The organism is Undibacterium sp. RTI2.2, assembly GCF_035018705.1.
Lineage (GTDB): Bacteria > Pseudomonadota > Gammaproteobacteria > Burkholderiales > Burkholderiaceae_D > Undibacterium.
The window spans coordinates 1-17,832 of record NZ_JASJXN010000016.1 but is presented as its reverse complement, the minus strand read 5'-3'; the positions used below and the strand labels follow the sequence as shown (position 1 = coordinate 17,832).

Here is a 17,832-nt window from a genome sequence, read left to right as displayed (position 1 = left end):
TAACGCTTTAAACGATCTTGCAAGCTTCCTCAAAATCCAGACGTGGCGAACGTGGAAATACTTTTGCGATATCGCCATAACCAAGATTGCAAATGAAATTGGCCTTGACCTCCGTGCCAGCGAAGAAGGTCGCATTGACTTTATCCGGATCAAAACCCGACATCGGGCCGCAGTCCAAACCGATTGCCCGTGCCGCCAGCATCAGATAAGCGCCTTGTAATGACGAGTTGCGAAATGCCGTCGCATCAATCAAACCCTGATTGCCGACAAACCAAGAACGTGCATCCGCGTGCGGAAATAACTTTGGCAGTTGTTCATAAAACGCCATATCCATACCGATGATGGCGGACACTGGCGCAGTCTTGGTTTTCTCCACATTGCCTGGTGCCATGCAAGCGAGTAGCTTGGTTTTTTCTTCTGTACTTTTAACAAAAATCACACGTGCGGGTGAACAATTTGCCGAGGTCGAGCCCCATTTCATCAAATCATAAATCTGCTGCAATTGAGCGTCGCTTACAGGCTTGTCCAGCCATTCATTATGGGTGCGGGCTTTGGTAAATAAGGTATCCAGATGTTCGGTAGTCAGCATGGTGTTTCTCCTGTTGATCGATAAAAGCACAGCGAAAGCTCACGTGGGCAGTCCAGTGTTGGCTGCGGTATCGAAGCGCTTTCTGAAGCGTCCTATGGCTGGCGAATGATACTCCAGACCAAACCTCAATTCGACAAACTCAAATAATCGTACAATAAGGGCATTCTCGATTTTATTGCCTGCCATGTTCACCCCAAGCCAAGACGATGTACGCCGCTTTTTTTGCGAGACTCACCGCAAATCTCATGCAAGAGAAATTTTAACCCCGCTCGAAAGTATTGCCGCCGACTGGATCAATCAGCATCCTGAATACCACGAGGTATTTAGTGATCTGGATTCCGCCTTGGCCGCCGATTACAGCGTGATGCAAGGAGAGACGAATCCCTTTTTGCATTTGTCCATGCACTTAACGATCAGCGAACAAATCTCGGTAGATCAACCTGCAGGCGTGCGGTTCGCATTTCAGCGTCTGGCGCAAAAAACCAACTCCGAACATGACGCCCATCATCAGATCATGGAGTGTCTGGGCGAAATGATCTGGACTTCGCAACGCACAGGCATGCCGCCCGACGGTGCGGCGTATATCGACGCTTTAAATCAACGCGCACGCTGATCCAATCTCACACAAAAAAAGCCACGACGACCGTGGCTTTTTTTTTGCATCAAGCAAACAGACGATACTTATTTCTTCATCACCAGGCTACCGGGCAAGCTGCTCAGATATGCGGAGATGTTTTCGATATCGGTATTAGACAAGGCTTTTGCCTGTCCACCCATGATCGCATTGCCACGACCATTCGGTGCATTGACACCATGCTGATACGCCTTTAACGCATGAGCGATGTAATCCTGATGCTGACCAGCCAATTTTGGATAAGTTGGATCGATTGGCGAATTGTAATCCTTACCGTGGCAAGCAAAACACGCTGCTTTTTCAGTAGCAGCTTTACCCGCTGCAATATCGCCACCCGCAAAAGCACTGGCTGACGTTCCTGAGATAGCGGACAACAACAAAACCGATAAAGTGAATTTTTTCATAATGGCTCCTATTCTTATTTTTATACTTATTTTTGCATTGAGTAATAAGCCGCCAAATCAGCAATATCTTGATCAGACATGCTGCCAGCAATACCGCGCATCGTTGGATGCTTGCGGTCACCTTTGCGATACGCTTGCAAAGCGCTTTCGATGTACTTGGCAGATTGACCACCAATCATCGGCACTTGGAAAACTTCAGGATAAGTTGCCTTATAACCAGCAATAGCGTGGCAACCAATACACATAGCGACTTTATTTTCAGCGGCCTTGGCATTGCCAACCACATCTGCCGCAGAAGCAGCCTGGGCGACACTCACCAGGGTGAGAATTGCGAACAACTGTGTGAACAATTTTTTCATATTATCGAGGAGTGAATGATCTAAAGGGCGGGTTAATCCAAAGCAGCATTTTAGCTGATTACCTTGCAATTTGCCTATGAATAGCGCGCTTGCCACACATAAACTACCAATTTCTGAACGTTTTTACGTAATAAAAACGACAGACAGCAGCTCAGGCGACCATCTAGCCTTAGGCAACAGCAGCAAAAATAGAACAGTCGTTCACAACAAATGGCGTTCTCGCTTATACTCAATTATCGCTGTTGCACAACAACAAGCTAATGATCAATCTGCTCCAACTAGACCACTTCCCTATAAACCACTGAATCCGACCAGACCATGACACAGCCTACCCGCTTTGATGGCGCACAAAATTATGTCGCGACCGATGATTTGAAACTGGCAGTCAATGCCGCCCTCACCCTGCAACGCCCATTGCTGATCAAAGGTGAGCCCGGCACCGGCAAAACCATGCTAGCAGAAGAAGTCGCGGCGGCACTCAATATGCCGCTCCTGCAGTGGCACATTAAATCCACCACCAAAGCGCAACAAGGTTTGTATGAATACGACGCCGTATCGCGTCTGCGCGATTCGCAATTAGGTGACGAGCGCGTTAAAGACATCCACAACTACATCGTCAAAGGCGTCTTGTGGCAAGCATTTACCGCCGATCAGCCAGTCGTCTTGCTGATTGATGAAATCGATAAAGCAGATATTGAATTCCCGAACGATTTGCTGCGCGAATTAGACCGCATGGAATTCTATGTCTACGAAACCCGCGAAATGGTGCGCGCCGTACATCGCCCGTTGGTCATCATCACATCAAATAACGAAAAAGAATTGCCCGATGCCTTCCTGCGTCGTTGCTTTTTCCATTACATCAAGTTCCCGGAAAAAGAGACGATGCAAAAAATCGTCGATGTCCACTTCCCAAAATTAAAAAGCGATCTGCTCGCCAGCGCGCTACAAACTTTTTATGAAGTCCGCGAAGTCAGTGGTCTGAAAAAGAAACCATCCACATCAGAACTGATCGACTGGCTCAAACTGCTTTTGGCAGAAGACATCCCGGCAGAAGCACTGCGCAGCAAAGACAACAAACTAGCAGTGCCGCCACTGCACGGAGCCTTGCTCAAGAACGAGCAAGACGTACATCTGTTCGAACGTCTGGTATTTATGTCGCGGAACAACCGCTAAAAATTTACCGCAATATGTTGCCATTGCGCTGCCACTGCATCAATTAATTGCCGTGGCAGCAGCGCCAATCAATTTACGGATTTTTATTTTCATCAACGATGAACTGAGACATCAAAAACTCCGAAGACCATCGCTGAACACGCCGCCCTTGTCTATGGATTCGTTTTGTGCAGTAATAGCATTCCGGTTTTTGCGCCAACCAAAGTTCAGCCTGTTTCAACTTCATTTGATTAATCAGCGCCACTTCTAAGATGCTGAAAAAATTAATATCCAAGTCGCCAGCACGTTTGAGAAAATCACTATTGATGCTCAGGTTTGTTGTTTTTTTGGGTGCATTTTGATCGTATAAAGCTGACATTGCTTACTCTATATTCAGTTGCAGATCAGTATTTAGACATAATCATGCACGTGGCTTCTGCCTATAAAGATGTGATGTTGAACTGATAAACGTGATTTTGTAGGTGTGATGTTTTTGTGTTTTTGTGTATTTGGTTATACTGTGCATTTAATCAGTACAACCAAATATATCTAGCGTTCATCAGCGTTTCACGATATCTAGAGCAAGTTTGCTATTTTTCCTCGGACGGTTATTATTGCAAAAAGAAAATTAAATCACGTTATGCCTTTATGACAAAATTATAAGTATAGTCACAAAACGTTTTCAAAATGCAAAAGGAGCAATTGCATTTCTTGAGGCACTGGCTCATGAGCCAAACGATACTTTCGTATTCCGGGGACATGAAAATAGTTCATACCGTCTCGTAAACACTTGGCAAAGGCACTGTTCAACCCCTCATGAAGATTGGAAGTCTGATATTGATGAAGCGCTCACAGCGTACAGAGTTGGCTTAGAAAAACTGGGCATCGATTCATTTGATCACACGAACAGATTTGAAGCACTGGAGCATGGGAGACATCATGGCGTCCCAACTCCTTGCTTAGATTTTTCCTACTCTCCTTACGTCGCATTGTTTTTTGCGTTCAATGGGACACGAGTGCTAAGGGAAAAAGCGGCATATTCTGTGGTCTACGCATTGAACATTAAGCAACTCGCAGAAGCATTGGCGAGAGAAATTCACAACTCGATGGACAGCATCGATAAATACTATAAAGCGATCCATGAATTTCAATATACCAAGGCTGAAGACTTCAAGAACGGATTTCCCACAAATTGTCTACAATTCATTCCATTCCCTGGACGTTCTAACAAACGAATGCAACGGCAGCTAGGTTGCTTTATTTACGACACGCTTTGTTATGGGAATATGGGCTTAGTAGACCTTGAAGACTACATAGAAAAGAAAGTAGAGACTTCCTTCTTTAACGGTGTGGAAACAAGACCCGGCAAGCCCATACTTACGAAAATATTCATAAACCAAGCAGCGACTTCAGATGTATTTACCCGTTTAGAATTGATGAACATAACGGGAGGTAACCTCTACGATAGCGCTGATGGTGTGGCGTTAGATGTAAAAAACGCATATAACTACAATCCGAAATTTTCATACTTCAGAGATATTGTGCCGCCTCCGCTGGATAACACAAAGGTATAACCCATCATTCAACCGGACATGCGTGAAAAGCCGCGCAGACCGGTTAATTCAAACATTAGAAAAACCCATGTACAGCGATTCAGTAATACCTTTCTATTCATATAATAACGACAAAAAAAAATACCAATCCGTTGGTAGCGCAGTACTTGTAATGCACCGTACCCAAATGTTTTTCATAACTGCTGCACACGTCATGGAGAGCCTAAAAGGAGAAAAGACATTCATATATTTCGAGAAAACGTTCTACGAAGTCGGAGGGCTTCCCGCATTTCTTTCAGACTGCTCAATATTTCCGAGCAGGGATGATGACCCTCTCGATTTGGCGGCTATCCCTCTCCCAGAAGGGCTTGTTAAGGATTGCATTCTGGATAAATTCATAACGATTGATAAGTATCTGGCTGGCAATTCAGTTCCCTCACCATTGTTTCAGGCAATTGGCTTCCCCCATTCAAGGAATACAAAGGCGGTTAATAAAACAGCAAAAATTCTTGGAGAGTTCCGATCCGAAGGTATGCGTTATACCGTCACGGACGTTAGCGCGCGGTCATTTCCATATAAGAATTTTTGCGAGCGATACCACATTGCAACATGCTTAACAAAAACCGGCCAGATTCAAGGAGCGCGTACTCACGCGGACATTCCTGATCTTCACGGGATTAGCGGCGGCTTGCTGCAGAAAGTTACCGACTATAATCCAACCACGGATGGTTTTGATATCGCTTATCCCGCGGGAATAATTTTAGAAAAGAAACGCGATAACTCAGCGCTTTTCTCATTGCGCTTGGCGGCGGTATTTGAATGGTTGGATATTCATTGGGAATATCTTCAAACCCTACGGTCGATCGAACCTGCGCAAGAAGCTACGCAGTCCGATTAGCTTTACTTCAACTAGTTACGCATTGCCATGGAGCAAATTCGATCTAGCTCACAAAATTGAATTCCCTAAAAAAACCGCCCACCAGTTTTAAAATCCTCCGTCGCCTTCACCAACGCACTCGCAATCCCCGGCTCCATCGCAGCATGCCCTGCATCGCCAATCACGTGGTAAGCCGCTTCTGGCCAGGCCTGATGCAGGCGGTAGGCTGAGATTGGTGGGCAGATGACGTCGTAGCGACCTTGCACGATGACGGCTGGCAGGTGCTGGATTTTGCTGATTTGCTGAATCAACTGGACTTCTTCCATGAAGGCGCCGTGCAGCATGTAGTGCGCTTCTAAACGGCCAATGCCGAGGCTGACTACGTCGGATTCAAAGTCTTCAATCGCTTGTGTCTGCGGCTCTAGGAACAGGCATGATCCTTCGTAGCGGCTCCAGTTGCGTGCGGCTTCCATATAGATTGCCGGGTCGTCGCAAAACAGGCGCTTTACATAGGCTTGCAGCAGGTCGTGGCGCTCTTCGGCGGGGATGGCGTCGGAAAAGCGCTGATGTACTTCGGGATAGAAATTGCCCATGCCGTTGACGAACCAATCGACTTCCGCCTTGGTGCACAAGAAGATGCCGCGCAGGATGAAACCGAGGCAGCGTTCCGGATGCGCTTCGCCATAAGCCAGTGCCAGTGTGGAGCCCCATGATCCGCCGAAGACTAGCCATTCGGAGATGCCGAGCATGACGCGAATTTTTTCAATATCGTCGATCAGGAGCGGTGTCGTGTTGTTGCGATATTCGCCTAACGGAGTCGATTTGCCAGCGCCGCGCTGATCGAACAGGACGATGCGGTAATGCGCCGGATCAAAAAATCGCCGGTGCGTAGGCGAGGTGCCACCGCCCGGTCCTCCATGCAAAAACAGGACTGGCTGCCCGTCGGGATTGCCGCATTCTTCCCAATACAGGGTATGCAATTCATCGACCTGCAAGCTGCCGGTTTTGTAGGGCTCTATTGGTGGGAACAGTGATAAGTTAGTCATAAGTGAGTGCAATCAGGTTAAATAGAAAATAAATACTAGGGGGTTGTATTTTTAATCGTCCAATCATTATCTGGACATAAAGGTATAAATTGGAACATACTCCCCTATAAATACCATATTTCAGGATAAATGAGTCAATCCACGCCAGCTGGCAAATCCGGCGAAACACAACAAAATAGAACCAAACAAATGCAGGCTGGTGTGCAATAAGGCAGTCGCATAATCGCCTCGCTGTAATAGCGCCATGGACTCTGCCGAGAAAGTGGAGAACGTCGTCAGTCCTCCCAAAAATCCGGTAATCACCAGCAAACGCCATTCGGGCGACAGATGGGGATTGGCGGAGAAAAACGCGACCGATAATCCGATGATGTAACTACCGCCGAGATTGGCAAGTAAGGTGCCGATGGGGAAGGATGGATGCGTGGCGTTAAGCCAGATGCCCAAGCCCCAGCGCAGCCAGGCACCAAGGGCAGCACCCAGACCGACTGCGAGAAAACTGAGGACGTTCATCATTATGAGCAATCAAGGTTGGTGAGAGTTAAAGCAGGTGAATACAAAAGTAAGTGAGAATGAATGCAGGAGAGAAAAGCATATACTCCCCATTATTTTTACTAAATATGCCTTATCGTCCAATGATTGTCTGGACGATTAAAATATACTCATTACCAGTATTAATTTAATGGCGCTAAGTCTCTCTTACTTCCACTTATCCAGCGCCTTATCATCCGTCTCCCGCGCATCGACCCAGCGTACGCCTTGCGGGGTTTGCTCTTTCTTCCAAAACGGTGCCTGCGTCTTCAGATAATCCATCACAAATTCGCAGGCGGCAAAAGCTTCGCCTCGGTGTGCCGATGCTACTGCCACCAACACAATCTGATCCAAAGGCTTGAGCGAACCGACCCGGTGGATCACCAAAGCGTCCAGCAAGTGCCAGCGCGCGTGGGCTTGCTGAACAATTTGCTCCAAGGATTTTTCGGTCATGCCGGGATAATGCTCCAACTCCATGGCATGAATATCCAAGCCGTCATTCAGATCGCGCACCAGACCAACAAAGTTGACGATGGCACCGATGGCAGGGTTGCCTGAACGGAGTTTGGCCAGTTCGGTACTGACATCAAAATCGTCGGTTTGTACAAAGATAGGCATTGCGATCAACCGCCAGTCACAGGGGGGAAAAACGCGACCTCGCCACCGTCTTCGATCAAGGTATCGGCATCCGTCAACTGCTGGTCGTAGGCCATGCGCAAGGCACGTCCTTCAGCCAGAGCGTCGGCCCAAACATCACCGCGAGCGATTAGCCAGTGACGGACATCGCCGATGGTTTTAACTTCTGCGGGTAAATTGACCGTCTCTTCCGAGGTATTAAGTGCTTCGCGGATGCTGGCAAAAAAACGTAATTGAATTTTCATAAAATAGCTAAAACTGCTTAACTTATGGGATGACTAACGAGAGAAAAAATTGACGCTGAAAGCGACGGCGTCCATTGCATTATGAATTGCGCCACCGACCGTATTACGACATCAAACTGGTAAACGGAATAAAGCGCACTAAATCGCCTGTTGCAATCGCCTGCCCTGCCGCCACGTCGATCAAACCGTCGCCCCAAACGGTCGAGGTAAGTACGCCTGAGCTTTGGTTGGTAAACAGATCCAGCCCGTCTGACTGATTCAGTTTAACGCGTAAAAATTCGTTGCGGCGATCCGGTTTGGGCCACTCAAAATCGGCGCGCATCCTATACGATTGCGGCGCAATATTTGTTGCGATATCAGTCACGCCCTGCATCGCCAAAATAAACGGACGCACAAATAATAAAAACGTGACGAAGCTGGAGACCGGATTGCCAGGCAAACCTAAGAAGAAAGCTGATTGAACTTCACCAAAAGCCAATGGCTTACCGGGTTTGACCGCGATCTGCCACATATTGAGGCGACCTTCTGCCTCTACTGCGGGCTTAATATGATCTTCTTCGCCGACCGAGACACCACCAGAGGTAATGATCAGATCATGCGTTTGTGCGGCCAGCCGTAAGGTGTCGCGGGTCGATTGCAAATTATCAGGCACGATGCCGTAATCGGTGATCTTACAGCCCATATTTTGCAGTAAGCCCGTTAAGGTAAAGCGGTTGGAATTGTAGATCGCGCCGGGCTTTAAGACTTCGCCTGGCATTGCCAGTTCATCGCCAGTAAAAAATATCGCTACCCGGAGTTTGCGCACCACAGGCAAGGTTGCCAGACCGACTGAGGCCGCTAAACCGAGTTCTTGCGCGCGCAGGCGAGTACCTGCTGGCAAAATCGTGGCGCCGGATTGAATGTCCTCGCCTTGCCGACGTATCCATTCACCTGGCTTAGGCGCATGGGCTACTGTCACGATGTCGCCATCCAGACTGCATTGCTCTTGCATGACAACGGCATCAGCACCGTCAGGTATCATCGCCCCTGTAAAAATCCTGGCCGCAGTCCCGGCAGCCAGCGGTTGCCCGATATGTCCTGCAGGAATTCGCTGGGTCACGCGCAGTTGCGCAGTGCCACCGACGCAATCGGCAGCGCGCACGGCATAGCCGTCCATTTGGGTGTTGTCCATCGGCGGCACATGCAGTAAGGAACTTTGTGCCTGCGCCAGCACGCGACCATTGGCCTCTAGCGTGGAGACAATTTCAGTCTCAGTCACAGGTCGCGCTGCACTCAATAAAAAATCAAGCGCTTGGGCGACGCTGAGCATCGGTTTTTTTTCAGTCATAGCCTTGTCGATCATCGCGGAATAGTACGAAAGAGTGTTGAGTAATTTGCTCAACATTGTAGCCTTCCGCACCATTTGGCGCTGCATCATAGCGATGTGCAGCGCACAAACTGTGACCAGTGAGGATCAAAACCGCTTACATGCCGGTTATGTATCCCGTGTACGCCTACGCAACTCTACGCTGCCTTACTGATAGCGATGGGCTGATCTTTATCCGCGACAATTTCTGTCACTTTGTTGCTGATGTTCACACTACGATTGATCGCACCAATCACCGCTTTAAAAGACGCTCTGACGATATTGCCGTCCAGCGCAACACCGAACTGAGTCGCACCCTGCTCTACCCGTAACTCCACATAACAGGCCGCTTGAGCGTCAGCACCCGAGGTAATTGCGTGCTCGTGATAATCCATCAATTTGATGTCGATACCTATTGCATTTACAAAGGCATCAATCGGGCCATTGCCATGACCTTTCAAGGTTTTTTTCTTACCATGTTCTGTGATGTCTACTTCAATCTGCACTGATTCGGCTTGTGCGGTGTCTTCGCTCATGCGATGACCAACATAAGCATACGGCGCCAACTGATCCAGATATTCTTTTTTGAACACGGCATAGATATCACTGGCAACAATTTCTTTTCCGCTGGTGTCGGTTACTGCTTGTACGACGCGGCTAAATTCAATTTGCAAACGACGTGGCAAAGACAATCCGTAATCTTGCTCCAGCAAATAGGCAACGCCGCCCTTACCTGACTGACTATTAACACGGATCACTGCATCGTAGCTGCGACCCAAATCCGCAGGGTCAATCGGCAAATACGGCACTTCCCAAATCGCATCTGGTTTTTGTTGGGCAAAACCTTTTTTGATCGCATCCTGATGTGAGCCAGAGAAAGCAGTAAATACCAGATCACCGACATAAGGATGACGTGGATGCACCGGCAATTGATTACAGTCTTCAACGCATTGACGCACCATATCAATATCAGAAAAATCGAGACCTGGATGCACGCCCTGGGTGTAAAGGTTCAATGCTAAAGTCACCAAATCAACATTGCCGGTACGCTCGCCATTACCAAACAAACAGCCTTCAACGCGATCCGCACCCGCCATCACAGCCAGCTCGGCCGAGGCAACTGCCGTACCGCGATCATTGTGTGGATGCACACTGATGATGATGGAATCGCGACGCGCCAATTTGCGATGCATCCATTCGATCTGATCGGCATACACATTGGGCGTACTTGACTCAACAGTGGATGGCAAGTTAAAAATCATTTTGTTATACGGTGTTGGTTGCCAGACCTCCGACACGGCATCGCACACATTTTTTGAGAAATCGAGTTCAGTGAGGCTAAAGGATTCTGGCGAATATTCAAAACCCCATTTGGTCTCTGGATGTTGTGCGACCAGTTCTTTAACGAGCTTGGTGCCGTTGACGGCGATGGCTTTAATCTCTTCACGCGACATACCAAAAACGATACGGCGGAAGGCTGGTGCGATGGAATTATACAAATGCACAATCGCCTGCTTTGCGCCGATAACTGACTCCACAGTACGACGGATTAACTCATCACGTGACTGGGTCAATACGATGATCGTGACATCATCGGGAATACGATTTTCATCAATCAGCTTGCGGACAAAATCAAAATCCGTTTGTGATGCGGATGGAAAGCCGACTTCAATTTCTTTCAAACCGATCTGCACCAGCATCTCGAAGAATCGCAATTTTTTCTCAGGACTCATCGGCTCGATCAAAGCCTGATTACCATCGCGCAAATCTGTACTCATCCAAATCGGCGGATGGGTAATGACCTTGTCAGGCCAGGTACGGTTAGTCAATTGCACAGGTGGGAAAGCGCGGTACTTTGCTGCTGGATTAGTCAACATCATGATGAGTCCTATTTTGGTCAATGCGGGTGAATTTGGGTGAAGCAAAAATCTTGAATCGGGGGAAATTCTGTTGTGGCACCAGGCTACCTGACGGCCACGGAACACTAGGCCAGGTAACCGATCGGTAGTGGTAGCAGAGCTAGCGCACGCGCAAAGATCATCACAGCGATGACATCGCCAGAGATGAGCGTTACGAGTATGGACTTAAAGTGCATATGCCAGCTTTCTACAACGTCGGACTATTTTGTTTGGATTTGGTGCAGCAGCACCGAGGGATACAACAACAGCTAGGGAGAATTACTGAGCAGCGCTTAGTAGTAGCGCAGCTAGTAGCAGCAGCGCTAGCAGAGTGCCAGCGCCGTGCGATAAAGCTAGTAGAGAATGAGTTTTTGCGGAATACATGCCACTAATGTAGGCGACGATGCGCGTGGCTGTCAATAGCGGACTACAACAATGTCGGAAATTACTTAATACTGGCCTTGTGTTTGAGCGGTGCCAATTTATAACTACCTACAAAGGCTCATGACAACAAACACACAGCTTATTGCCGTCAGGATCACGGAAATAGGCACCGTAGTAATTGGGATGATATTCAGGCCGCAAGCCAGGAGCACCTTCACAACGACCGCCAGACGCCAAAGCGACTTGATAAGCACGATCAACTGTAGCACGGTCGGAAGCCAATAAAGCAGTCATCTGCCCATTACCCGGAGTAGCAACTTCACCATTAAAAGGTCGGCCGATTACCAACAAAGGACGAGCAGCAAGCGGAGACATCCAACCAGCCCAAGGTTTGTCGTGATCACAGAATTTCAATTGCAAATCCAGTACACCCATCAACGCAGAATAAAACGCCAATGCTTTTGGGAAGTCGGCGATGCCGATGGAGATGTGGGAAAACATGGTTTATGTTTTTTCGGTTATGTGGAATAGATTCTGGTTTAATTATTGATATTTTACAAGCGAGAGAATGTTCCGGGAACCGAAAAGAAACATAGCCAGGGTATCGGTTGATACCGTCGGTCTATTCAACCAATACAAACAACAGCGACGTATAGACGATGGGCATACAAAACAGTCGATCTAAGTCGGAACATGGAGGCAATTTTGCCGAGCAGCCATAGCGTCACGCGTACGCAAAAACAATCCAGCCGGACAAACAAGATTGATAATATTTTCCGACCTTATGATGATTTTTTGGTTAGCTGCGGCATTGGAAGATATCACGAAAGCCCTTGACTAAACTTTCTCGCTAATCGCCAATTTGGCCAGGAATCGTTTCATATGCGGGTCTGCACGCTCAAACGGAACTTCGTTAAACGGAAACCAACAAATGTCCTCAAATTCCCGTTCATCAAACTTAATGCTTTGATGCCGGCTGGCACGAAGTACGTACCATAACGAGGCATCTATGTGTCCAGCCGTAAGCCCAACAGTCGCAGTTATAGTCACAAATAGAGGGGCCTCAATTGGATGCGACGCGACAAAACCTAGCTCCTCCTCTAATTCTCGACCAACCGTAACGCGAGGGTGTTCACCTTGTTCTACGTGGCCGCCTGGCGGTAGCCATAGCTTGGCGTTCCGATGGTCAACCAGCAGGACATACCCATCATCTATTACGACAAAATAAGACACTAGGTGCATTGGAGGTGTGGCCGGTTTTATTGCTCTGCATAATTCAACGCCGGAGTCTATCCATGTCAGGCAACGAGAAATATCATCACGCTCCAAAGCGTCGAAAGGGGAAATAGACAAAATTTCGTCTCGGATTTGCTGGCGCATAGTCTTCAGTAATTTGTTCAATGAACGGGGCTTGATCGGACAAGTATTATGATCAGTTTTTTTGAACTATGCGTGATATTCTACTTTCACCATAAACACATCCATCAGAAAAAACATGCTACAACTTCGTCCTAACTGCGAGCATTGCGATTGTGATTTACCTCCCGATTCCCAGCAGGCTCGTATCTGCACTTTTGAATGCACATTTTGTGCAAACTGTGCTGATCAGGTGTACCAGAATATCTGCCCCAATTGCGGAGGTAATCTGGTCGCCAGACCAATCCGACCAGCGAATAAATTGACCAAATATCCAGCCTCACAAGAACGTGTACACAGACCCGTTAACTGATCGATGGCTTTATTGTAAGCTCTGGTCAAGACGACTTCCTATTCACTCCATGCAGATCTATTTTCATGTCTAAAAACGTCCTCACCACTCGTCATTTAATAACAGCATTGATTGTTGTCTGTTTATGGGGAATGAATTTTGTCGTGATTAAGATTGGTTTGAAAGGGATTCCGCCATTTTTGATGGGCGCACTGCGTTTTATGCTGGTGGCCTTTCCTGCGATTTTATTTTTGCCACGACCTAAGGTGCCGTTTAAATTGCTGGTGGCTTACGCTTTGACCATTAGCCTTGGTCAGTTTGCTTTTTTGTTCTCGGCCATGGCAGTTGGCATGCCTGCTGGATTAGCCTCGCTGGTGCTACAGGCGCAGGCATTTTTTACGGTCGGTCTGTCTGCCATCGTGTTTGGTGACAAGCTGCGCGCGAGCAATTTGATTGGTATGTTGATCGCTAGTGCGGGGTTGATACTTCTTGGTAGCGCTAGTATTGCAAGTTCTGGCAGTCAGGTGAGTTTGTTGGGTTTTGTGCTGACGATCTGCGCCGCCTTCTCTTGGGCCAGCGGCAATGTGATCAATAAAAAAATTGGCCCGACCGCGGTATTAAGTCTGGTGTCGTGGAGTGCTTTGATCCCGATTATTCCCTTCGCCTTGCTGTCGCTCATTTTTGAAGGTCCCGATGTGATTGCGCATAGCCTAAGCAATATGAGTCTGTCTTCTGCTTTGACGATCGTGTATCTGGCGCTGGCAGCAACGCTGATTGGCTACACCTTATGGGGGCGCTTATTGTCTAGTCTGCCCACGCATATGGTGGCGCCGCTGACCTTAATGGTGCCTGTTATTGGTTTGACTGCCGCCTGGATTTTGCTTGGTGAGGCATTGCGGCCTTTGCAAATTGTGGGGGCGCTGATCGTGATGTGTGGCTTGCTGATCAATGTATTTGGTGCACGTTTGCTAGAGCGTACTCGCGTTTTGTTTGCGAGCTGAATCAGAATTTATCAATAAAAATCCAAATTTAGATCGTCCAATGATTCTGCGGCTCTTAGGCCAATATCGTGCCAGAGGCCGCATATATACTGGAGGATGCAAAAATTACCCATAAAAAAATCCAGAGATGTTGAATAATATCTCTGGATTTTTTATGGATGAAAACAACAGGCTCTACAAACCTGTATGACCTGCGATATAGGCTTTCATTTTTTCAATATCGGTTGTCATTACCTCAAATCGCTGCGGCAAAGCCTCGATATTTTCGAACCCGGCTGGACGCTCTGCATCGCGCCCTAACGCTTCTTGTATCGTCTCGTTAAACTTCGCTGGCAAGGCGGTTTCTAATACGATCATCGGGATGCCTGGCTCTATACGTTCAAGAGCGACCTTGATGCCATCTGCGGTGTGTGTATCTACCGTGATGCCGTAATTTTTTTCTACCTGACGTATGGTAGTCAGGCGATCAGCATGAACGGATTTGCCTGACTCGAAACCAAAGCGCGCAATCTTTTTAAATTCATCACCATCACTGCCCGGATTGCCGGATAAATCGAAACCGCCTTGTGTTTCTACTTTACGGAATAAGGCTGCTAAACGCGCACTATCGCCGTCTAACAGATCATGAATAAAGCGTTCAAAATTGGAGGCTTTGGAAATGTCCATTGACGGGCTAGTGGTATGCCAGGTTTCTGCCGATTTACGCACGCGGTATATGCCTGTGCGGAAGAACTCATCAAGCACATCGTTTTCATTGGTTGCCACAACTAATTTGGCAATTGGCAAGCCCATCATACGGGCGATGTGGCCGGCGCAGATATTGCCGAAATTACCCGACGGGACTGTGAACGACACCTTTTGATCATTACTGCTAGTGGCGCTCAAATAACCGCGGAAGTAATACACCACCTGGGCAACAACACGCGCCCAATTGATGGAATTGACGGTACCGATTTTTTGACGGACTTTGTATTCAAGATCGTTAGAAACTGCCTTAACCATGTCCTGGCAATCATCAAAAACACCTTCGACAGCGATGTTAAAAATATTTGGATCTTGCAGGCTGAACATTTGCGCAGTCTGAAAAGCACTCATTTTTTTATGCGGCGATAACATAAAAACCCGTATGCCTTTTTTGCCACGCATCGCGTATTCCGCCGCACTGCCAGTGTCACCAGAGGTCGCACCAAAAATATTTAACTCAGCCTCTTTTTTTGTCAGCGTGTATTCAAACAAATTGCCCAGCAATTGCATCGCCATGTCCTTAAAAGCCAGAGTCGGGCCATTTGATAAGGCTTGTAACAGTAGTTTGCGACCGACCTTGTCTTCCAACACACGCAAAGGTGTGATCTGGCTGGCGTCTTCGCCGTCGCGGACATTGCGGTAAACATCGGCAGTATACGTTTTGTCGGTAATCGCTTTGAGATCATCCTCTGGAATATCAGTGGCAAATTTTTTGAGTACGGCAAATGCCAGATCAGCGTAAGACAACTCGCGCCAAGCATTGAGTTCATCGCTAGTGACTTGCGGATAGCTTTTAGGCAGATATAGACCGCCATCAGGAGCCAGACCGCCTAACAGGATTTCAGAAAAATGGGGGCTTGCGGCATGTCCGCGAGTTGAGGCGTATTGCATAAATAATTGATTTTAAGAGACTAAGTTGGAGGAATTTGAATGTAATTTGATGGATAGCTGAGAATGTCGCAGAAAATGTACCAAGAGCGTGTGCTAAGAGCAATCAGCGAAACGCCTTTAGAATGCCCTTAGACAAATATTCTCTCTATTATATCGTTCTTAACACTCAAAAACCTGCGCAAATTTGGTCAAAACTGCCATGTGATTGCTATTTATTCGGCATTATCGATCAGTAACAATCTTTCGGGATGCGAATACACGACAAAATTTTTCTGCCTGACGAATCCTATAAGACACATCCCGGCCTGCTCAGCGAGCCGCACTGCCAATGCTGTTGGAGCAGAAATTGTGGCGAGAATAGCGATATTGGCGCGTGCAGATTTTTGCACTAATTCATAACTGGCACGACTACTCATGATGGCAAAACCAGGGAGCTGGATCGACTTACTTTTAGTGCTGAGATTGGATTTGGAATCAATCGCTAATGCGCCAACCAGTTTGTCTAAGGCATTGTGGCGCCCGACATCCTCTCTTACCATTTGTATGGTCCCCGCCATGTCTACCCAGGCGGCAGCATGCATGGCACCGGTGATGGCATTGATGGGTTGCTTACTTTTTAGTGAGTCGAAAGCCTTCAGCAAAGCTTGCTTATCTAAACGAGTTTCCGGTTGAATATCGCCGTTGCTGGCAGACGCATTGCCAAGCATAATGGCAGGTATAAGGGTCGGTATATTAAGATCGAGCGCATTCAGACTTTCTAAACCACATACGCCACAGCCAGTCTTGCCAATCAGGCTGCGCCGTTTATCTTTAAGACGGACAAAGCATTCACTGGCGATGGTAATTCGCACTTCTACGCCAACAGTATTTGCCGATTGACCTACCGCGTCATTATTAATGCATTCGATATCGTAAATTTGACTGGCGTGATCAATGATTTGTTCGGCCAGGCTGAAACCGACAGCAAAGTCTTCCAGGTCCAAGGGTGTAGCCATCATCACCGCATGTGAGATGCCGTTGAAGACTAAGGCGATGGGAATTTCCTCTGCCAACTGGTCCGGCGTAGGTAACACAGGACTATCGTTCTGATTTGCGCTATGGCGCAAGACCGACATTTCGCGATAGGCATGCTCAATTTCTTGGCTCATACTTTTATGTCTAGTTTATTCCTGCTGCGCACAAGCCATACGACCTTTTTCGGTCAAAGAGCAGAGAGTACGGTCATCGATTTGCTGAACCTGAACTAAACCTGGGCCAGCTTGCGTACCTATGACCTGGTCACCTAAATAAGCGATACAACGCAATAAGCTACTTTGGCGCACACGTAGACGCTTACTCAAACGAGCCAGTGACACTGGCTCGCTCTGTGCAGCTAACTCTAGTAATAAGGCTTCGATCAGATCAATAGAAACAGCGAGCGAAGCATCATTTAAATCATTACTCATCAAACGTGACTTACCGCATCCGATGCCATCTGCGGCTTGCTTACTGCCTTGCTCTCAGATGAATTTTGACTAGCTGTATGCGGCGTCAATACCACTGGGATCGATTTAGAAGTCGGTGTCCGAGCGAAGTCCGCAAAACTGGATAACGGTATTAGATTATTAGTTTCAGGGAAATAAGCGGCAAGGCAACCACGTGGGATATTGTATTCTACGAGCATGAAACGTTTTGCCTGACGCTGAATTTTGTCGTCACACAAGCTTTCCAGATCAACCCAATCACCGACTTTCATCCCTAATTCTGCGATGTCTTCTTTATTGAGCTTCTTGCAAAATACCCAAACCAGTAAAGTCGAGCATGGGTGTGGCCACTGTTGCGATTGGTTTTCTTGTTTG

General features: G+C 47.6%; 21 protein-coding genes and 3 pseudogenes. 7 read left to right on the top strand and 17 right to left on the bottom strand.

The genetic code is table 11. From position 1 onward, the window contains the following. Nucleotides 1-7 precede the first annotated feature (7 nt). Complete coding sequence (locus QN395_RS10570) at nucleotides 8-589, bottom strand: malonic semialdehyde reductase (RefSeq protein ID WP_322118817.1); 582 nt, start codon at nucleotides 587-589, stop codon at nucleotides 8-10. A 184-nt stretch (nucleotides 590-773) separates the two neighbouring features. Here QN395_RS10570 and QN395_RS10565 point away from each other — a divergent pair, with 184 nt between their 5' ends. After that, nucleotides 774-1,202, top strand: coding sequence for a DUF1841 family protein (locus QN395_RS10565; RefSeq protein ID WP_322118816.1), 429 nt, complete (start codon nucleotides 774-776; stop codon nucleotides 1,200-1,202). Between the two features lie 68 nt (nucleotides 1,203-1,270). Here the strand turns inward: QN395_RS10565 and QN395_RS10560 are convergent, their stop codons facing one another. Further along, complete coding sequence (locus tag QN395_RS10560) at nucleotides 1,271-1,627, bottom strand: cytochrome c (RefSeq protein ID WP_322118815.1); 357 nt, start codon at nucleotides 1,625-1,627, stop codon at nucleotides 1,271-1,273. A 26-nt stretch (nucleotides 1,628-1,653) separates the two neighbouring features. Beyond that, a complete protein-coding gene (locus QN395_RS10555; protein ID WP_322118814.1) occupies nucleotides 1,654-1,986 on the bottom strand; it encodes a c-type cytochrome in 333 nt (110 codons plus the stop codon). 318 nt (nucleotides 1,987-2,304) lie between these two features. Between QN395_RS10555 and QN395_RS10550 the strand changes: the two genes are divergently transcribed. After that, nucleotides 2,305-3,159, top strand: coding sequence for a MoxR family ATPase (locus QN395_RS10550; protein ID WP_322118813.1), 855 nt, complete (start codon nucleotides 2,305-2,307; stop codon nucleotides 3,157-3,159). Nucleotides 3,160-3,270: 111 nt separating this feature from the next. On the opposite strand, the gene QN395_RS21630 is transcribed toward QN395_RS10550, so the two are convergent. Beyond that, on the bottom strand, nucleotides 3,271-3,336 hold the full coding sequence (locus tag QN395_RS21630; RefSeq protein WP_369124344.1) for a hypothetical protein: 66 nt from the start codon (nucleotides 3,334-3,336) through the stop codon (nucleotides 3,271-3,273). A gap of 31 nt (nucleotides 3,337-3,367) precedes the next feature. Next, a pseudogene (locus tag QN395_RS21625) lies at nucleotides 3,368-3,517 on the bottom strand (type II toxin-antitoxin system CcdA family antitoxin); the annotation flags it as partial. A gap of 253 nt (nucleotides 3,518-3,770) precedes the next feature. On the opposite strand from QN395_RS21625, the pseudogene QN395_RS21620 reads away from it, so the two are divergent. The 3 genes and pseudogenes from QN395_RS21620 to QN395_RS10535 form a co-directional block, all read left to right on the top strand. Continuing rightward, nucleotides 3,771-4,139: pseudogene (locus QN395_RS21620) on the top strand (FRG domain-containing protein); the annotation flags it as partial. 15 nt (nucleotides 4,140-4,154) lie between these two features. Continuing rightward, the gene (locus QN395_RS10540; RefSeq protein WP_323491996.1) at nucleotides 4,155-4,712 is read left to right on the top strand and encodes a hypothetical protein; all 558 of its coding nucleotides are present in this window, start codon (nucleotides 4,155-4,157) and stop codon (nucleotides 4,710-4,712) included. A gap of 22 nt (nucleotides 4,713-4,734) precedes the next feature. Then, nucleotides 4,735-5,589, top strand: coding sequence for a hypothetical protein (locus tag QN395_RS10535; protein ID WP_323491998.1), 855 nt, complete (start codon nucleotides 4,735-4,737; stop codon nucleotides 5,587-5,589). A gap of 65 nt (nucleotides 5,590-5,654) precedes the next feature. Here QN395_RS10535 and pip read toward each other — a convergent pair whose 3' ends face one another. The 8 genes from pip to QN395_RS10495 form a co-directional block, all read right to left on the bottom strand. After that, a complete protein-coding gene (pip, locus tag QN395_RS10530; RefSeq protein ID WP_323491999.1) occupies nucleotides 5,655-6,614 on the bottom strand; it encodes a prolyl aminopeptidase in 960 nt (319 codons plus the stop codon). A 120-nt stretch (nucleotides 6,615-6,734) separates the two neighbouring features. Beyond that, nucleotides 6,735-7,127, bottom strand: coding sequence for a fluoride efflux transporter CrcB (crcB, locus tag QN395_RS10525; protein WP_323492000.1), 393 nt, complete (start codon nucleotides 7,125-7,127; stop codon nucleotides 6,735-6,737). Nucleotides 7,128-7,310: 183 nt separating this feature from the next. Further along, nucleotides 7,311-7,760, bottom strand: a complete 450-nt coding sequence (gene moaE, locus QN395_RS10520; RefSeq protein WP_323492001.1) for a molybdopterin synthase catalytic subunit MoaE — start codon at nucleotides 7,758-7,760, stop codon at nucleotides 7,311-7,313. Between the two features lie 5 nt (nucleotides 7,761-7,765). Then, entirely contained in the window at nucleotides 7,766-8,023 is a 258-nt protein-coding gene (gene moaD / locus QN395_RS10515) for a molybdopterin converting factor subunit 1 (RefSeq protein WP_323492002.1), read from the bottom strand. A gap of 103 nt (nucleotides 8,024-8,126) precedes the next feature. Further along, on the bottom strand, nucleotides 8,127-9,350 hold the full coding sequence (gene glp, locus QN395_RS10510; protein WP_323492003.1) for a gephyrin-like molybdotransferase Glp: 1,224 nt from the start codon (nucleotides 9,348-9,350) through the stop codon (nucleotides 8,127-8,129). Nucleotides 9,351-9,526: 176 nt separating this feature from the next. After that, on the bottom strand, nucleotides 9,527-11,248 hold the full coding sequence (gene leuA / locus QN395_RS10505; RefSeq protein WP_323492004.1) for a 2-isopropylmalate synthase: 1,722 nt from the start codon (nucleotides 11,246-11,248) through the stop codon (nucleotides 9,527-9,529). A gap of 510 nt (nucleotides 11,249-11,758) precedes the next feature. Beyond that, nucleotides 11,759-12,151 carry a VOC family protein gene (locus QN395_RS10500; protein WP_323492005.1) on the bottom strand — a complete coding sequence of 131 codons (393 nt, stop codon included), beginning with the start codon at nucleotides 12,149-12,151 and terminating at the stop codon, nucleotides 11,759-11,761. Nucleotides 12,152-12,487: 336 nt separating this feature from the next. Next, complete coding sequence (locus tag QN395_RS10495) at nucleotides 12,488-13,030, bottom strand: NUDIX hydrolase (protein ID WP_323493104.1); 543 nt, start codon at nucleotides 13,028-13,030, stop codon at nucleotides 12,488-12,490. Between the two features lie 115 nt (nucleotides 13,031-13,145). On the opposite strand from QN395_RS10495, the gene QN395_RS10490 reads away from it, so the two are divergent. Both QN395_RS10490 and QN395_RS10485 read left to right on the top strand, forming a co-directional pair. After that, nucleotides 13,146-13,379, top strand: coding sequence for a DUF1272 domain-containing protein (locus tag QN395_RS10490; protein ID WP_323492007.1), 234 nt, complete (start codon nucleotides 13,146-13,148; stop codon nucleotides 13,377-13,379). Nucleotides 13,380-13,444: 65 nt separating this feature from the next. Then, nucleotides 13,445-14,359: an EamA family transporter gene (locus QN395_RS10485; protein ID WP_322118800.1), complete on the top strand. Its 915-nt coding sequence runs from the start codon at nucleotides 13,445-13,447 to the stop codon at nucleotides 14,357-14,359. A 174-nt stretch (nucleotides 14,360-14,533) separates the two neighbouring features. On the opposite strand, the gene thrC is transcribed toward QN395_RS10485, so the two are convergent. The 4 genes and pseudogenes from thrC to QN395_RS10465 form a co-directional block, all read right to left on the bottom strand. Beyond that, entirely contained in the window at nucleotides 14,534-15,994 is a 1,461-nt protein-coding gene (gene thrC, locus QN395_RS10480) for a threonine synthase (protein WP_323492008.1), read from the bottom strand. Between the two features lie 212 nt (nucleotides 15,995-16,206). Then, nucleotides 16,207-17,142: a formate dehydrogenase accessory sulfurtransferase FdhD gene (gene fdhD / locus QN395_RS10475; RefSeq protein WP_323492009.1), complete on the bottom strand. Its 936-nt coding sequence runs from the start codon at nucleotides 17,140-17,142 to the stop codon at nucleotides 16,207-16,209. Between the two features lie 15 nt (nucleotides 17,143-17,157). Further along, nucleotides 17,158-17,439, bottom strand: coding sequence for a hypothetical protein (locus QN395_RS10470; protein ID WP_323492010.1), 282 nt, complete (start codon nucleotides 17,437-17,439; stop codon nucleotides 17,158-17,160). Then, nucleotides 17,439-17,832 (bottom strand): annotated as a pseudogene (locus QN395_RS10465) (hypothetical protein); the annotation flags it as partial. The gene QN395_RS10470 and the pseudogene QN395_RS10465, both read right to left, overlap by 1 nt.